This is a genomic window from Undibacterium hunanense, assembly GCF_014284335.1.
In the GTDB taxonomy this organism is placed as follows: Bacteria; Pseudomonadota; Gammaproteobacteria; order Burkholderiales; family Burkholderiaceae_D; genus Undibacterium; species Undibacterium hunanense.
In genome coordinates this window covers 271,317-286,208 of record NZ_JACOGF010000007.1, presented here as the reverse complement: position 1 = coordinate 286,208, position 14,892 = coordinate 271,317, and the positions used below count along the sequence as shown (strand labels likewise).

General features: G+C 52.8%; 16 protein-coding genes. 10 read left to right on the top strand and 6 right to left on the bottom strand.

All coding sequences use genetic code 11. The features are described 5' to 3' along the window. The first annotated feature begins 85 nt into the window (after positions 1 to 85). The 3 genes from H8L32_RS15525 (at position 86) to H8L32_RS15515 (ending at position 1,682) form a co-directional block, all read left to right on the top strand. The gene (locus tag H8L32_RS15525; RefSeq protein ID WP_186948149.1) at positions 86 to 511 is read left to right on the top strand and encodes a hypothetical protein; all 426 of its coding nucleotides are present in this window, start codon (positions 86 to 88) and stop codon (positions 509 to 511) included. Between the two features lie 234 nt (positions 512 to 745). Continuing rightward, positions 746 to 1,231, top strand: coding sequence for a GNAT family N-acetyltransferase (locus H8L32_RS15520; RefSeq protein ID WP_186948148.1), 486 nt, complete (start codon positions 746 to 748; stop codon positions 1,229 to 1,231). An 85-nt stretch (positions 1,232 to 1,316) separates the two neighbouring features. Beyond that, the gene (locus tag H8L32_RS15515) at positions 1,317 to 1,682 is read left to right on the top strand and encodes a 5-carboxymethyl-2-hydroxymuconate Delta-isomerase (RefSeq protein WP_186948147.1); all 366 of its coding nucleotides are present in this window, start codon (positions 1,317 to 1,319) and stop codon (positions 1,680 to 1,682) included. Between the two features lie 109 nt (positions 1,683 to 1,791). Here H8L32_RS15515 and H8L32_RS15510 read toward each other — a convergent pair whose 3' ends face one another. Both H8L32_RS15510 and H8L32_RS15505 read right to left on the bottom strand, forming a co-directional pair. After that, positions 1,792 to 4,098 (bottom strand): TonB-dependent receptor, encoded by a 2,307-nt coding sequence (locus H8L32_RS15510; protein WP_186948146.1) that lies wholly within the window; start codon positions 4,096 to 4,098, stop codon positions 1,792 to 1,794. A 92-nt stretch (positions 4,099 to 4,190) separates the two neighbouring features. Then, a complete protein-coding gene (locus tag H8L32_RS15505) occupies positions 4,191 to 4,529 on the bottom strand; it encodes a DUF2946 family protein (protein ID WP_186948145.1) in 339 nt (112 codons plus the stop codon). A 350-nt stretch (positions 4,530 to 4,879) separates the two neighbouring features. Here H8L32_RS15505 and H8L32_RS15500 point away from each other — a divergent pair, with 350 nt between their 5' ends. The 3 genes from H8L32_RS15500 (at position 4,880) to H8L32_RS15490 (ending at position 7,884) form a co-directional block, all read left to right on the top strand. Next, positions 4,880 to 6,349, top strand: coding sequence for an APC family permease (locus H8L32_RS15500; RefSeq protein ID WP_230412244.1), 1,470 nt, complete (start codon positions 4,880 to 4,882; stop codon positions 6,347 to 6,349). 55 nt (positions 6,350 to 6,404) lie between these two features. Next, a complete protein-coding gene (locus H8L32_RS15495; RefSeq protein ID WP_186948144.1) occupies positions 6,405 to 6,896 on the top strand; it encodes a CreA family protein in 492 nt (163 codons plus the stop codon). Between the two features lie 115 nt (positions 6,897 to 7,011). Further along, entirely contained in the window at positions 7,012 to 7,884 is an 873-nt protein-coding gene (locus H8L32_RS15490; protein WP_186948143.1) for an HDOD domain-containing protein, read from the top strand. Between the two features lie 127 nt (positions 7,885 to 8,011). Here H8L32_RS15490 and H8L32_RS15485 read toward each other — a convergent pair whose 3' ends face one another. Further along, positions 8,012 to 8,206: a hypothetical protein gene (locus tag H8L32_RS15485; RefSeq protein ID WP_186948142.1), complete on the bottom strand. Its 195-nt coding sequence runs from the start codon at positions 8,204 to 8,206 to the stop codon at positions 8,012 to 8,014. 402 nt (positions 8,207 to 8,608) lie between these two features. Here H8L32_RS15485 and H8L32_RS15480 point away from each other — a divergent pair, with 402 nt between their 5' ends. Genes H8L32_RS15480 through H8L32_RS15465 form a run of 4 tightly spaced genes read left to right on the top strand, consistent with a single transcriptional unit; the run spans position 8,609 to position 12,393 of the window. Then, the gene (locus tag H8L32_RS15480; RefSeq protein ID WP_186948141.1) at positions 8,609 to 9,253 is read left to right on the top strand and encodes a TetR/AcrR family transcriptional regulator; all 645 of its coding nucleotides are present in this window, start codon (positions 8,609 to 8,611) and stop codon (positions 9,251 to 9,253) included. Beyond that, the gene (locus H8L32_RS15475) at positions 9,246 to 10,286 is read left to right on the top strand and encodes an HlyD family secretion protein (RefSeq protein WP_186948140.1); all 1,041 of its coding nucleotides are present in this window, start codon (positions 9,246 to 9,248) and stop codon (positions 10,284 to 10,286) included. Before H8L32_RS15480 ends, H8L32_RS15475 begins: the two co-directional genes overlap by 8 nt. Further along, positions 10,283 to 11,263, top strand: a complete 981-nt coding sequence (locus tag H8L32_RS15470; RefSeq protein ID WP_186948139.1) for an ABC transporter ATP-binding protein — start codon at positions 10,283 to 10,285, stop codon at positions 11,261 to 11,263. Before H8L32_RS15475 ends, H8L32_RS15470 begins: the two co-directional genes overlap by 4 nt. Further along, positions 11,260 to 12,393, top strand: a complete 1,134-nt coding sequence (locus tag H8L32_RS15465) for an ABC transporter permease (protein ID WP_186948138.1) — start codon at positions 11,260 to 11,262, stop codon at positions 12,391 to 12,393. The genes H8L32_RS15470 and H8L32_RS15465 overlap by 4 nt, the downstream gene beginning before the upstream one ends. Here the strand turns inward: H8L32_RS15465 and H8L32_RS15460 are convergent. The 3 genes from H8L32_RS15460 to H8L32_RS15450 are packed head-to-tail and all read right to left on the bottom strand — an operon-like array spanning position 12,390 to position 14,772. Next, positions 12,390 to 12,914 carry a M15 family metallopeptidase gene (locus H8L32_RS15460; RefSeq protein WP_186948137.1) on the bottom strand — a complete coding sequence of 175 codons (525 nt, stop codon included), beginning with the start codon at positions 12,912 to 12,914 and terminating at the stop codon, positions 12,390 to 12,392. The two genes, H8L32_RS15465 and H8L32_RS15460, sit on opposite strands and share 4 nt — an antisense overlap. Continuing rightward, a complete protein-coding gene (locus H8L32_RS15455) occupies positions 12,911 to 13,786 on the bottom strand; it encodes an N-acetylmuramoyl-L-alanine amidase (protein ID WP_329605191.1) in 876 nt (291 codons plus the stop codon). Before H8L32_RS15455 ends, H8L32_RS15460 begins: the two co-directional genes overlap by 4 nt. Next, on the bottom strand, positions 13,783 to 14,772 hold the full coding sequence (locus H8L32_RS15450; RefSeq protein WP_230412243.1) for an N-acetylglucosamine kinase: 990 nt from the start codon (positions 14,770 to 14,772) through the stop codon (positions 13,783 to 13,785). Before H8L32_RS15450 ends, H8L32_RS15455 begins: the two co-directional genes overlap by 4 nt. Positions 14,773 to 14,892: the final 120 nt, after the last annotated feature.

The following is a 14,892-nucleotide window of genomic DNA, read 5'->3' as shown; positions in this document are numbered from 1 at the left end:
GGTGCATTATTGCGTCGCTGGAAATACCGTATACAATCAACAACGCCGATAAAAATTGATTTTCCTCTCAAAATAAAGGAAACACATGAAATCCCTGATCAAAGTAGCCGTTGCTTCTGCCTTGAGCGTAGCGTTCCTGGGTGCCTGTACCATGGCACCATTGTCTTATCTGAATGGCAATCCTGACCGCCCATTGCCGAATCATGAATATCCGGTGCAGATTGTTGCGGTGGATCAGCAAGCTAACTTCAAGGGTCCGGTACAAATCGCCCCTGGCAAGCATAATGTCCTTGTTCAGATCAGCCAGTCTCTGGCCGGTGCGCCTTCACAAAAAATGCTGGTGGTGAATGTGCAGCCTTGCACACGCTATTACATTACCGCCAAAAAAGACTCCATCATGGAAAACAACTGGGAGCCTAAAGTATTTGACAGTGAAAATGTAGGCGGTTGTGACGCCAGCGAAGAATTGAAAAAAGCAGGCGCCTCCAGCATAGTGACTGCATCCAGGTAATTTTTATTGCAGTAGTTAGTCCAGAGGTCTTTTTCCCGTGCGCATTCCTGCACACGGTGGAAAAAGGCCTCTTTTCAATGATGTGCCGTGATTTCAGTTCGCCATAGCCGCTGAGTCAGCAAATCAATAGTCTCCCATCGCCTCCTGCTGCCCCCGATATCCTCTACCAGGCTAAGCAATGTTGGCCGCATGTGCTTACAATATCGGCACTCTGGATATTCATTATATTGACCCATGTCCATCACCTTCACCCCGTTGCTTGCCAGACATCAGGATTTGCTCTGGCATTTCCTGCATGTTGCTTTGTGGGATCCGCCACCTGCAGGTCTGCGTCCGCTGGAAACCCTGCAACTGCCAGGCGTACGCATTTATGCGGAAAACTGGGGGCGCCCCACGGATGTCGGCGTCATTGCACAACTGGCTGGCCAGACAGACGCTGCAGGTGCCTGCTGGATGCGCGTGGTACCTGATGGCATGGGCCTGGCGTATGTGGATGAACAGACACCGCAACTGGGCATCGCCTTGCTGCCGGCCTATCAACATCAGGGTTATGGCCGGCAAATGATGCTGGCGGCGCTGGATGCTGCGCGTGATCATGGTTTTCGCCAGGTGTCGCTGACGGTGCATCCGCAAAATCCTGCCATTCGCGTGTACGAGTCCTGTGGCTTTGTCAAAACTGCGATCAGAAACAATTATCACCTGATGCTGGTACAGTTGTAGTAATCATTCATCGACAATCAGCAAAAATCAAAAACTGCCAGACCAAAATCCAGCGAACAGAAACGAACGAAACTACAGGACAGCCATGCCACATCTTACCGTCGAATACTCCGCCAATTTGCCCATACAGACCAGGGAACTACTGCTGGAAATCAATACCGCCCTGGTGGCGACGAATCATTTCAAGGAAATCGATATCAAAAGCCGCGCCATCCGTTTTGATACCTATGTCATCGGTACGGCCAATGCAGAAAGAGCTTTTCTGCATGCCAAACTGGTGATATTGACAGGCCGTACAATCGAAGTGAAGCGTGAACTGTCAGAGCTGGTGCTCGCCATCATCAGCAAGCATGGGCCAAGGCCTGCGGGGCTGGATGTGCAATTTTGTGTAGAGATACAGGAACTGGAACGCGAAACCTATGCCAAAGCGCATTTCAGTGCAGGCAACTAGAATGCATCTCACCCCCTATTGATGAAATGAGTTCTAGCAGTTAGCAACTAACTTGCTACCTGCACATGTCTGATCAGGCATGTGCAGGTCTGCATGTCAGCCTATCGATTTAAAAGTCGAACTTCAATTCACCTACTACAGTGCGTTGTGTGTACGGGTGGAAGGCCCAGTACTTTTTATTGTTCAGGTTATCTATGCCTATCGACGCCGCCCATTGTCTGGCGAGCTGATAACGTACCCGTATATCTGCCACTACAAAACTGGAAAATCCCTGATAGGTAAAGGCATTGGTATCGCTGTTGTCGAGTGAACCATATTGTTTGCCGCTATAGCGCAGGCCCAGGCTGGTGCTGAGTTTTTCATCCGGCTGGTAGCTGATCACCAGGTTGGCCCGCCATGCAGGTACACGTGGCTGCCATTTGCCCACGCTGGCCGGGAATTTGTCGTTCCTGGTGATGGTTGAGTCGGCATACGTCAGGCTGGCAAGCAGATCCAGTCCACGGGTAAATACATCGCTGGCCTGATATGCCAGTTCCAGTCCCGTGGTATGAATTTCATCCACATTCTGGATGTTTGTGATGTTCGGTGTCACCAGCGTGTTGACTTGCGAATACAGTGCGTCGCGGGTTCTTTCATGGAACACTGTTGCGCGCAAAAAGCCTTTGCCTTCATTCAGTACGCGCTCTGCTGTCCATTCCGTGGTCCAGGATTTTTCCGGTTTCAGGGTCGGGTCATTGTTCACGATGGTCGTGGTAGAAATCGTTCCCTGATACAGTTCTGATACCGTCGGCATACGGACAGCACGGCCCAGCGATGCCTTCAGTGTCCAGTCTTCACTGGCCTTGAAGGCAAGCGCTGCCTTGGGTGAAAAATAGCTTTCGTTACGGTCTATGAAGTTCAGGGTAGAGCTGGCATTGGAAATGGCTCCCTTGTCTGCCTGCCACTGTTCGAAGCGGCCACCGATAATGGTTTTCCATTGCTGGTTGATGCGCCAGGCATCTTGCGCATACAGGCTTTGTAACTGGGTATTGCCCTGGAAGGCAGAAAAACGTTTTATTGCGCTGCCGCTGATCCAGTTGTCAGTATCCGATACCAGTGTGCGCAATTGATAGGCTTCACGCTGATAGCCAAATTCCGTCGTGTGCTCTGCATTCGGGCGCCAGATACCTTTCAGAGCCAGGGTATTCCAGCCGGTGCCGTTACCATCTGTAATGCGACCGGCACCGCCGCTATCTGCCTGGGGAATGGCTACTGTTGGTGCACGTACGATGTCCTTGCTGTAGTCATACAGGCTGGCGGCGATTTCCCAGTCAAATTCGGCTTTGGTATTGCTTCTCAGGTTCAGGCCATGGGTGATATGTTCAAGCTGGTTTTTGCTGTTCGACATATCTGTCGCTGCCAGCGTATATTTTTTACCGCCTATATTAATGTCACCGCTATATACAGGGTTGCCAGCGGCATCACGCAGATAATTTTCGACGCCACTGTCCATATTATTGCGCCAGTAACCCAGCGTGTAGCTGGCCCGCAGCGTAGGGCTGAAGTCGTAGGCCAGCTTGATCTTGGCATGGTCCTGGGTGGTATGGTACTGGCCGGTGGCGCCCAATATCCACCAGTCGGCACCTTGTGGGTTCTTGTCGGCAATGGCACCGGTAACGGTTTTGCCTGCACTGCTGTTGACACCTGCGGACAGCAGTTTGTTGGCGAAGGCAATAGGATGGCCATCACTATCAAGCTGGTTCAGATTCAGCCACCAGGAAAATGCACCCTGCTTATTACCAAGGCTGGCACTTAACTGCTTGCCGCTGTAACTTTTGTCCGTGCCATATAACTGGAAGTTTTCACTAAAGCCAACCAGCTTGGCATGGGCTTCAAATCCTTTCGGCATGCGGGTCACGTAATCCACCACGGCACCGGCAGAGTTGCCGGCATAAGCGGCTGAAAATGGACCATACAAGACATCCACGCGTTCTATCTCTTCTGGCGTCACCAGGCCCCAGCGCGGTGTAAAGCTGGCGCCATTGCCCAGCAGGTTGGACAGCAAGATACCATCGGCATAGACCAGCGAGCGTGCACTATTGCCCGTGCCTGATGCACGGGTTGCCAGTACCGCATGATTATAGTCACCGACATAACGCTTGCGCACCAGCAGGCTGGGCAGGTATTTCAGGGCATCTTCGGCATCAATGGCATTGATGGTGCGTTCCATGGTCCTGGCATTGATGCCTTCAATGGTGGTAGGTATTTCTTTTGGCAAGGAAGATGGGCGGTCGCCATTGATGGTGACACGCTCCATTTGTTGTGGATTGTCATTGTTGTCAGTGGCATCTGCGGCAAAAGCTGGCAGCAGGGGAAAAGCAGTTATCAGCGCGGCACTCAGAGTGTGCAGACGCAGTTTGGTCAAGGAATGGGACATAGCTAGTCAAAAAATAGACTGCGCGTAAAAGCGCAAAGCAGTTTGCAGCAATGTAAAAATACGCTGCTACAACTGAACCGTGGTCGATTTTTTCAGGCTACAGGCGGCCCGCGTGCGGGCAGGGGGGCAGAAACAATGGCAGCCAGACGGGCTGCCGGTATAGATCGAGTGGCGTAAGACAGTGCGTGCTGCGGCACATATGCATCGGTTTGAGGCAGCGCCGCGGGCAGGGCAGTTGCCAGGCATAAAGAGCAATCCAGCAAATGCGTCATGCTCTTGCCTGCATTCTTGCCGTCATCAGTGGCCCCAGCCTGACTGACGAATTTATAGCCGGTGCTGGTACAGATCAGATTCATGCTGTCAGATTTCACCAGCGACGATGCCATGGCGACACCCAGCGTCAGTACATATAGCAATAGTACTGTGCGCACGATGTGGCGAAAGCAGGAGCGGGAAATTCTGTAGGCAGACATGGGGCCGCATTGTATCACCGTTCTGCCGGGGTATAAATTCACTTATACAACACGCTAAAAATAAGCGATCTGACATCAAGTCCGACAGATTTACCGCTATGATTGCGATTTTCGGGGCTGGACTGGCATGTTAAATGCTATTCCATGACCAGAACAGCAGCCAATGAGCTGCTGACATGATAAAGACAGGATTGCGGGTCATTTGCCCGGGCAGGCGTGGTGCCGCAGGCGTTGCCCAGGCATGCACATTGTATTGCCGTAACATGACATTGCCGCAGTCCAATTGCGTACAAGAAGAAGGGATTATCTTGAGACAACAAACATTGGGGCAGCAACTGACCCGCACCAAACCGATCGACCACAGCGAACAGGTGACAGACGATCAGGGCCATAGCCTGCATCGTTCACTGGGTTTGTTCGCACTGACCATGATAGGTGTCGGTTCCACCATCGGTACCGGCATCTTTTTCACCATGGTGGAAGCCGTGCCCAAGGCCGGGCCATCTGTGATTCTGTCATTTCTGATTGCCGCAGTCACCGCCGGTTTGACGGCATTGTGTTATTCAGAGTTGTCATCCAGGATCCCGGCATCGGGTTCGTCGTATTCTTACGCCTATGCCACCGTGGGTGAATTCGGTGCATTTATAGTGGCCGCCTGTCTTTTGCTTGAATATGGGCTGGCTGCCAGTGCAACAGCGATAGGCTGGTCAGCCTACCTGAATAATTTCCTAGCAAATGCACTGGGCTGGCACATTCCTGAAATGCTGCGTTCACCGATGATTGTGGCTGGTGCCAACGGCGTGGAAATCCATGCCAGTCAGTTCAATCTGCCGCCCATGATACTGGTTGCCATCTGTTGCTTCCTGCTGTTGCGCGGTGCCAAGGAATCGGCGACGGTGAATGCCGTCATGGTATTGATCAAGCTGGTGATTTTGACTTTCTTCGTCATCATCGCTTTTTCTGGTTTCAATGCCGAACATTTTACGCCCTTCTTTAATACTGACAACAGCAAGGGCCTGGCTGGCATGGCCGGTGTGACTGCTGCTGCCGGTACCGTGTTTTTCTCTTTCATTGGTCTTGATACGGTGGCAACTGCCGGTGCCGAAGTCAAAGATCCCAAGCGCAATGTGCCGCTGGGCATTATGGCGGCGCTGATCGTGGTCACCGTGTTTTATCTGCTGGTGGCAGTGGCAGCCGTAGGTGCCCAGCCAGCCAAAATGTTTGAAGGGCAAGAAGCTGGTCTGGCCGTTATTTTGCAGAATGTGACGGGCAAAGCCTGGCCGGCACTGGTGTTGTCGGCAGGCGCCGTGATTTCAGTATTCAGCGTGACGCTGGTGACTATCTATGGCCAAAGCCGCATCCTGTTTGCGATCAGCAAGGATGGCCTGATACCGGCATCTTTCCAGCGCGTGCATGCCCGCACCCGCACCCCTGTCAGCAATACCATTATTGTTTGTCTGCTGGTGGGTATCGTTGCCGGGCTGGTTGATTCCACCTTCCTGTGGGACATGGTCAGCATGGGCACACTGGTCGCCTTCATGGTGGTATCCGTGGCAGTGCCTGTGATACGACGTCAGGGTCTGGGCGAAGGTGCCAGCGGCTTCCGTGTGCCTTTTGGACCGTATCTGATACCAGGTTTGAGCATTGTTGCCTGCCTGTATATTCTGAAGGATTTGCCACCAACGACCTATCATGTGTTTTTCATCTGGATGGCCGTGGCAATAGCGATTTATTTCTTTTATGGAAAAAATCACTCCCACTTGAATAAAAACCAATAAGCCAGATATCGCTAAGGTGTATGTCATTTTCACCACTTTACTGAAAGAAACGACGATGAAGCTTTCACACCTTAATCATGCTGTTGTTGCAAGCACTCTGGTTTTGCTCACATCTTTAGCATCAGTCGCGCAGGCTGAAACGGTAGGTAGTGTCGACACCGCCTTCAAGCTGATCGGCCCTGACCATAAAGTCGTGGTCGAAGCCTATGATGATCCCCGTGTGAACGGGGTAACCTGTTATGTGTCGCGCGCCAAGACCGGCGGTATCAGTGGTGGTCTGGGCCTGGCAGAAGACAAGGCAGAAGCCTCGATTGCCTGTCGTCAGGTGGGACCCATCAGTTTCCCCGGCCCCATGAAGCAGCAGGAAGAGGTGTTTAACCAGAGCCTGTCTATCCTGTTCAAGAAATTGCGCATCGTGCGCATGGTGGATCAAAAACGCAACGCGCTGGTATACCTGACTTATTCAGACAAGTTGATAGATGGTTCACCCAAGAATAGCGTGACGGCGGTGGCGGTAGACCGCAGCACACCTATTCCGGTGAAATAAAACACTGTGCATAAAATATCCTGGGGAAGGCGGAAAATTAACATGGATTTTCTATCCGGCAATGAATTGCGTTTACAATGCAAGCTGTAAGCGTAATCCTTTCTGACGTATCTATATGACAAGCTCCGCCGCCCAGGCAGCACCCAAGCTGACCACCGAACAATCTGTCGATGCGCTGATCAAGACCATACGCATCCCGCCTCGCCCTAGTCTGTTGGCAGACGTACAGGTGGAGCTGGCTGACGATGATCCTGATCCGCGCAGGCTGACAGCCATCATTGCCAATGATGTTGCCATGTCGGCATCCTTGTTGAAATTGGCCAATTCATCATTTTTCGGCTTGCGCCTGAAAGCCAAATCGGTTGAGCATGCGGTGAGTTTGCTGGGTATAACCCAGTGCGGTAATTTGATGACCGGCATTATTGCCCGGCAAAGCATACAGGTGGAAAAAGTATCCCTGGTCAAGTTCTGGGACTTTTCTACCAAACGGGCGCAGGCCATGACGCAACTGGCACGCCGCATGCGCGTCTGCCCTGGTGATCTGGCGCACACTTTTGGCCTGTTTTGCGATATTGGCATTCCATTATTGCTGGAACGTTTTCCCGATTATGCAGAAACGCTGGAACTGGCGTACAAAGAGGCGAATGAAAGCTTCACAGCAGTAGAAGAGCGACGTCATGCCACATCGCATGCAGCAATCGGCTCTCTTATGGCACGTACCTGGGGTTTGCCAGAAAACGTCTCAATGGCAATCCTGTTGCACCATGATTATGGCGTGCTGAATGACCCGGGCACCGAAGAATCAGTGAAAAGCCTGATTGCACTGGCCTTGCTGGCCGAATACGGCATACAGAAATACCATGGGCAGGAATTTTCCTGTGAATGGGAAAAGGGTGGGGAAGCCGCCTGTGAATTCCTGGGTTTGTCGGCAGATGATGTCGAAGACCGCTTTGAGGAATTGCACGAACTATTCAATCATAGCCAATAACGTATAGCACATAACGAATAAGCATTAGCCAGTATCAGTTGATATTAACTGAATGAGCTGAATTAGCTGACTTAGCTGGAATTAAGCTTGACCAGGTAAGTACTTGGTCGGCATTGTACAGCGCCCATCAAGGCCGGTTCCCCAGTATGCGGGATGGCAACAGGAAGATGGCGCGCAATAATTCAAACACGCCATCAACGGCAAAACCCAGTATCCGGAACGGTAGCAGCAGTAACCATACTACCGGGTAGATCACCAGCGCCAGCAATGCCAGTGGCCAGCACAAGACAAATAAAGCCAGCCAGATCAGAAATGTCAGCATGATCTGCTTTCCTTAAGCGATCAGGACATGCAAGAGATTACTCAGCATGACCAGGGCGATAGTAGCGATGACTACGGCGTCCATGTTTGCGGTGATGTTCATGATATTTCCTTTCAATTCGGGTGGGAGTGATTGCACTGTAGTTGTTTGCAGAATTGCTTGCCATGGCAACGCGACGAAATGCATTTTTACAGGTGCAGATTGCTTTTGCAGCGGATGGATTGAGAGTGACTTTGAGCATCTTGCCCGGATGGCTTTTCATCTTCAATCCAGGCCCTTCGATTTTTTAATATGGGCTTTGCAAATTCACAGGTGCTTAAAAAATATGCTTGACATGCAGGTCCGGTGATTGCAAACTTCAATTATTAGTCAGCTGCATAGTAATGATGGAATTGAAACAGCATGGCACGCCCCTCACAACAACTTGATGAAGTCCTGCTGCAAAGTGGGCGAGTGTTATTTGCCCAATATGGCTGTAGCGGCTTGTCCCTGCGCCTGCTGGCAGAACATGCGGGTGTCAATGTCGGCATGTTTCATTATCACTTTCGCAGCAAGGACAATTACCTGACCCAGTTGCTACAGACCATGTATGAAGAAATGTTTGTGCAATTGCAGGCCGAAGTGGATCACGCCGGTTCACCACGACAGCGCTTGCGTCAGGCCTTGTGTCTGCTGGGTCGTTTACTGCGTGAGCACGGCAACTGGATAGGGCGGGTCTGGACCGATGCCAGCATGGGTGAAACCGTGGCGACACAGTTCCTGCAAAAAAACGGATCACGTCATGTGCAACTGATTGTCGGCCTGCTGATGGAAGCCATGCAGGCAGGTGAGCTGGCCATGCAGCCACCCATGCAAGCTCTGACCTTTCTCATGGGCAGTGTTGCTGCCCCCATGCTGGTGGCACCACGTGCGCTGGAACTGGGTTTTGTACCCGCCATATTGCAACTGCCCTTGCAGCATGTACTCAGTGATGAAGGCATTGCTGACCGCGTCAACCGCGCCCTGTATGCCCTGGCCGCAAGCAAAGAGGATATGAATCATGACTGATCAATTTCGCCGCATCAAAAATGTCCTGAGTGTACTGAATGTATTGTCACTGGGCAGCCTGCTCTTGTTGCTGAGCGCCTGCAAGGACAAGATTACGACAGGCTGGTCTGGCTATGTTGAAGGCGAATACGTCTATATCTCGGCCCCGCTGGGTGGCCGCCTGGACCAGATCAGGGTGCAGGTTGGTCAGCAAGTAAGCAAGGATGCTCCCTTGTTTTCATTGGAAGCCGAAGTGGAAAATGCCGCACGTGATGAAGCACAGGCACGTCTCTTGAGCGCCAGGGCGCAGGCCAGCAATACCGAAAAAGGCAGGCGCAGCGAAGAGATCGCTGTCAGCCAGGCACAGCTTACCAGCGCCCAGGCCCAGGCCGCACTGGCAAGACAGGAACTGGCGCGCCAGCAGCAATTATTGACCCAGGGTTTTGTATCGAAATCACGTATCGACGATGCTCAGACCAATGTCAAACTGAGCGAGGCAAGAGTTGCCGAACTAAACGCAGCCCTGAGTGTAGCGCGTTTGCCTGCACGGGTAGATGAACGGGCGGCGGCACAGGCCAGTGCTGATGCTGCAAAGGATGTGGTACGTCAGAGCGCATGGCGTTCCGACCAAAAAAATCAGGCCTCGCCCACGAATGCCCTGGTGGCTGAAGTGTTTTACCGTCAGGGCGAATACATACAGGCAGGCCAGCCTGTACTGTCCTTGTTGCCACCAGAAAATCGCAAAGCCAGGTTCTTTGTGCCCGAAGGCGAGCTTGGCAGTGTCACGGTTGGCCAGGCTGTCAAATTGAATTGTGATGGTTGCGGTGCCGCTATTCCTGCCCATATCTCGCGCATTGCCAGCAAGGCTGAATATACACCGCCCGTCATTTATTCGAATGTTCAAAGAGCAAAACTGGTTTTCCTGGTGGAAGCCATACCCGATCAGCCCGCTCGTTTGTTGCTGCATCCGGGGCAGCCACTGGATGTCAGTCCTGTCAGCCCTGTCAGTCCCGTGAGTGCTGTCAGTAATGGCACTACCGGAGCATCAAGGTGAGCGCAGTCAGCACGTTCACTGAGCAGGGCCAACTGGCCATAGACGTTCACAGCCTGAGCAAATCATATGGAGGACGTGCCGTTGTCGACAAGGTCGAATTGCAGGTCGCCAAAGGCCGTATCTGTGGCTTCCTGGGGCCGAACGGCAGTGGCAAGACTACCACCATACGCATGCTGTGCGGCTTGTTGACTCCCGATGCCGGCGCTGGTACCTGCCTGGGGCTGGATATCATCAAACCGGCGGAACAGATCAAACGCCAAGTCGGTTACATGACACAAAAATTCGGTCTGTATGATGATTTGTCGATACGCCAGAACCTGGATTTTGTCGCCCGCCTGTTTGAATTGCCATCCCGTAAAAATGCAGTCGATCAATCGCTGGAAAGACTGGGCCTGACGGCACGCCAGCATCAACTGGCCGGTTCATTATCCGGTGGCTGGAAGCAAAGGCTGGCATTGGCTGCCTGCCTTATCCATGAACCGCGTCTGTTGCTGCTGGACGAACCAACTGCCGGGGTAGACCCCAAGGCACGCCGTGATTTCTGGGACCAGATCCATCTGCTGGCTGATCAGGGTATTACCGTACTGGTCTCCACCCATTACATGGATGAAGCAGAGCGCTGTCATGAACTGGTGTACATCGCCTACGGTAAAATTCTGGCGCGCGGTACAGAACAGGAAATCATTCGTGACTCCAAACTCAAAGTCTGGACTGTACAGGGCGAACAATTGGGTAGTCTGCTGGCACCTTTGAAATCCGCACCGGGCGTATTGAGTGTTGCTGCCTTTGGCAATGCCGTACATGTGGCCGGGCTGGATGAAGCGTTGGTGTTACAGGCGCTGGACAGTATCAGCAGCAAGGCTGCTATCCAGATATCGGCATCCGCAGTCAATCTCGAAGATGTCTTCATCAGCCTGATAGCCAGCGCGCCCGACAATTTCTCGAAAGATGAACTACGGCAGAAGGTGGGCGCATGAAGCGTTTTTCCTGGGCGCGCATGTTTGCCATCTTCATCAAAGAGTTTCAGCAAATGATGCGCGACCGTCTGACCTTTGGCATGGCAGTCGGCATTCCCATCTTGCAGCTCATCCTGTTTGGTTATGCCATCAACACCGATCCCAAGGGTTTGCCAACCGCAGTCGTCAGCACAGACAACAGCCCCATGGCACGCAGCTTTGTGGTCGCCCCGCAAAACACGGGCTACTTCCGCGTCGATTCAGTCGGGCAAAGTGAAAAAGAAGCCGAGGCCCTGCTCGAAACAGGCAAAGTGCAATTCCTGCTGGTGATACCACCCCAATTCACCCAGCAACTGGTGCGCGGTGAAAAACCCGCCTTGCTGGTGTCGGTAGATGCGACCGATCCTTCCGCATCCGGCAATGCCATCGCTGCCCTGAACGTGATTGCCACCCAGGCCCTGCAACATGACCTGACCGGCCCTTTACGTTATTTGCAGACCGGCTCACCCGCGTATGAGGTCAGGGTCCACCGTCGCTACAACCCCGAAGGCCTGTCGCGCTACAACATCGTCCCCGGTCTGATAGGCACCATACTCACCATGACCATGGTGATGCTCACTTCACTCGCCATGACACGTGAGCGTGAGCGCGGCACCATGGAAAACCTGCTGGCAACGCCAGTACGTCCGGCCGAAGTCATGGTAGGTAAAATCCTGCCCTATGTATTGATGGGCTATATTCAATTGGCCGTCATCATCACGGCGGCATTCCTGTTGTTTGAAGTCCCCATGGTGGGTAGTTTCAGTCTGCTGATGGCGATGATAGGGGTGTTCATTCTTGCCAACCTGGCGGTAGGCTTCACTTTTTCCACCATCGCCAGGAATCAGTTGCAGGCCATGCAGATGACCTTCTTTTTCTTTCTGCCATCCATGCTCTTGTCCGGCTTCATGTTCCCTTTTCGCGCCATGCCGGAATGGGCACAGGTCCTGGGAGAAGTACTGCCACTGACCCATTTCCTGCGCATCGTGCGCGGGATTTTGCTCAAAGGAAATGATGCAGGCCAGCTCTTGCCTGAACTCTGGCCCATGTTGGTATTTTTATTGCTGGCGGGGGTGTTGGCCTTGAAGAGATACAGGCAGACCTTGGATTAATTTTTTTGATGAGCAGTCTTTGTTTCAGCAAAACACCAATGCCATGGTTCATACTGAAAGCCGCTGCTATTGCCCGGTGGGTAAGACAGATGAAAGCCAAAACGGCTGGCATTTGCTTGTAGCCAGGCGAAAGCCGCAGTGGTGTCGAAAGAAATTTCCAGTTCCGGATCTTCCGGTGTGGCGATGTCGATGGCGCGGCCTGTATGGTGTTCGCTGTAGCCAGGTGGTGCGCATACCTGCAGGATGTCCTGCAATACCATGCCTGCAGCCAGCTTGTCGCTGATGATGTCAGTCTGCCTGGCGATGCTGCGAAAGGCCGATATCATCAGCAGGGCGATACCATCCTGCGTGGCAGCGGTTTTCATCGCTTGCCATGCCTGATTGGTGGCAGGGGTCAGAAAATATTCCCTGCCATCTTCGCCAGTTTCTGCCAGTACCAGTTCCTGTGCTTCATCCTGCTCTGTCAGACCACGTTGCTGTATCAGTTGCGGCGGGATGACGAAGCTAGCAGCCATTTTCATTTGGCTTTCAGATTGGCGAGCAGGGTATCAAGCATGGCAGCGGTTTCTGCATCAGGGGTACCATCAAACTTTGCCGGACGATACTTGGTCTGGAAGGCCACCAGCACGCTGCGGGTCGCTGGATCAAGCACGCCATTTTGCGGGACGCCATAACCATATTGTGCCAGCTTTTGCTGGAACCATTTTACGTCGGGCAACTGCGATTCGAAGGCTGACATGCGTTGCGCTACTTCCGCTGGCTGTGGCCACGGTATCAAACCGGCATCGGCCAATTGCTTCCATGGGAACATGGGGCCCGGATCAGATTTGCGTTGTGGCGCAATGTCGGAATGGCCGAGTATGTATTCAGGGCGTATCTGATAACGGGCAGAGATATCTTTCACCAGTGTGATGACGCGGTCTATCTGCGCTTGCGGGAAGGGGAAGTAGATGCGGCCTTCGGGCGTATCCTTGAAACCCTGGTTGACGATTTCTATACCTATGGAACTGGCATTCAGGCGGCTATAGCCTTTCCATTCGCTCAGGCCAGCGTGATAGGACATGCGATTTTCTGGCACCAGTTGCCAGACCTTGATGGGGTCTTCATCACCGACCAGATAATGGGCGCTGACACCTTGTTCGCTCAGCACCCGCAAAGAAGTGGGCTGATCGATGGCGGTGTAATGCAGGATCAGGAACTGCACACGTTCTTCCTGGCTTTTGGCAAAAATACTTTTGTCTATCCCATTTTCAATATAGGGCGCCGCCACTTTGACAACAGGTGGTTTTGGGATCGTGTTGATGGTCGTTGCGGTATTCACGCTTGTGCTGGCACAGCCGCTGATGAAGATGCTGAATGCTGCCATCAGGCTATATAGATTGGTTTTTTTCATGGTCTGTTTTTGAGTTGTCGGGCAGCCAGTCTGGCTGCGGAAAAGTGGGCCTGACAGGTACTCTGGCGCAGGCTGATTTCTGGCGGCAGATGGGTGCGCAGGGATTCAACGATGGCGGGGTGCAGCTCCTGTACCCTGCCACTTAGTGCAATCGGTTTATTGCCAAAACGGGTGCACATGGCCATGCCGAGACGCGCCAGTTCCTTGCCCGCGCTTTGCAATATCTCCATGGCTACCGGGTCGCTGTTGGCGGCAGCGGCAACCGCCAGCGCCAGTTTGCCGATATCGCCACGGCTGCGGTGGTAGATGAAATCACGCGAGATATTCCAGTCATTGCCACCTATCAGTTTGAACAGGCGTCTCGCCATGTCAGATTCTTTCCAGTGGTCAGGATATTCATCTTCGGCGCGCCATAATTTGCGCATGGCTTCACGGGCGATCCAGAAACCACCACCGGCATCATCCAGCAAATAACCACGCCCACCGGCACGATGGAATTTGCCTTCGGCATCAATATAGGCGGCGATGGAACCGGTGCCGGCATAGATCAGATAACCGGTACCGGGTTTGAAAATGTCCAGATAGGCGATTTCTATGTCATTGCTGACGGAAATGCAGTTGTCTTCCAGACCAAAACTGTCGGCCAGCATATCCGGCAAGGTATGGGCATCGCCGCCAAAGCCGGTAATGCCGGCACGTATGCTGCCGACTTGCCCATGGCTGCCTGCGGTGGCCGCCAGGCCGGCAAAAATCTCGCGTAATGCTTCTATGCCTTCGACAGTATCGGTTTGCAGGGCGGTCAGGCCAGCGGCTGTGCCACTGGCAAGTATCTGTTCATCCTGGGTTGCCAATGCCCAGCGTGTTTGCGTGCCGCCTGCATCTATGCCCAGAGCAATCGGCCTGGTCTGGCCTGGCGCCTGTTCCTGCTGGTCAGATGCCATTTCAGCGAGCATAAACGGATAATTCCTGGGAAATTGATGGGCCATCGTTGAACTGAATCGTAATAACGTGCAGTTGTTCGTTTATCATAGGGCGCTTCTGGCGCTGGCTACGAATGAAAAGATGCACCCGGGTTATAACTTTTTGCTATGAACCGGTCGCAAAAT